The organism is Acinetobacter uliginosus (assembly GCF_044130295.1).
Lineage (GTDB): Bacteria > Pseudomonadota > Gammaproteobacteria > Pseudomonadales > Moraxellaceae > Acinetobacter.
Window position 1 is genome coordinate 1 of record NZ_JBIQOC010000156.1, and the last position, 798, is coordinate 798.

Here is a 798-nt window from a genome sequence, read left to right on the forward strand (position 1 = left end):
AAAATCGACATTAGCAGTCATTTATGACTGGTTGATGAAGATCAAGAAATGAGTTACTAGCGATTAAACTGAATCAAGCGTTTTGGTATATGAATCTAATTGAAGCTGTACAGTGCTTAAGTGCACAAACGCCAACTGTAAGAGAATGATGAGAAATCATCATAATCTGTTGCTTATCCTACTTGTAGGGATAAACGACTGTTTGGGGTTGTATAGTCAAGTAATTAAGTGCATGTGGTGGATGCCTTGGCAGTCAGAGGCGATGAAAGACGTAATAGCCTGCGATAAGCTCCGGGGAGGCGGCAAATATCCTGTGATCCGGAGATTTCTGAATGGGGAAACCCACTTACCATAAGGTAGGTATCGCAACATGAATACATAGTGTTGCGAGGCGAACGAGGGGAAGTGAAACATCTCAGTACCCTTAGGAAAAGAAATCAATTGAGATTCCCTCAGTAGCGGCGAGCGAACGGGGAAAAGCCCATTAAGTCATATAAGCTTTAGTGGAATGCTCTGGGAAGTGCAACCATAGTAGGTGATAGTCCTGTACACGAAAGGGCTTATATGATGATGTCGAGTAGGGTGAGGCACGTGAAACCTTGTCTGAATATGGGGGGACCATCCTCCAAGGCTAAATACTCCTGACTGACCGATAGTGAACCAGTACCGTGAGGGAAAGGCGAAAAGAACCCCTGTGAGGGGAGTGAAATAGATCCTGAAACCGCATGCATACAAGCAGTGGGAGCCGACTTGTTCGGTGACTGCGTACCTTTTGTATAATGGGTCAGCGACTTATAT

1 rRNA gene is annotated in these 798 nt (G+C 44.9%); it reads left to right on the plus strand.

Annotation, left to right across the window (positions count from 1 at the left end):
* Nucleotides 1-214: 214 nt before the first annotated feature.
* Nucleotides 215-798 (plus strand): 23S ribosomal RNA (locus ACE01T_RS17255); the annotation flags it as partial.